At 67.0% G+C, this 206-nt stretch carries 1 pseudogene; it reads left to right on the top strand.

The features are described 5' to 3' along the window. A pseudogene (locus tag MFF64_RS37775) lies at nt 1-206 on the top strand (hypothetical protein); the annotation flags it as partial.

Here is a 206-nt window from a genome sequence, read left to right as displayed (position 1 = left end):
CAGTTCTCGGGCTGGGCGAGCAAGCTGGGCCGTCCCGTCGCCATGCACAACGACCTCGACCTCGACCTGTGCGCCCTGTACGAGCTGACCGACGGCACCAAGGGCGTCGTACAGCCGCTGGGCGACTACCTGGGCGACATCAACGCGGTGCCGTACATCAAGATCAGCGGTGACGACCGGTTCGGCTCGGGCTCCGGCGAGACGAT

The sequence above is a fragment of the Methylobacterium frigidaeris genome, assembly GCF_022179185.1.
Lineage (GTDB): Bacteria > Pseudomonadota > Alphaproteobacteria > Rhizobiales > Beijerinckiaceae > Methylobacterium > Methylobacterium frigidaeris.
This window is presented reverse-complemented; position numbering and strand designations above follow the sequence as displayed.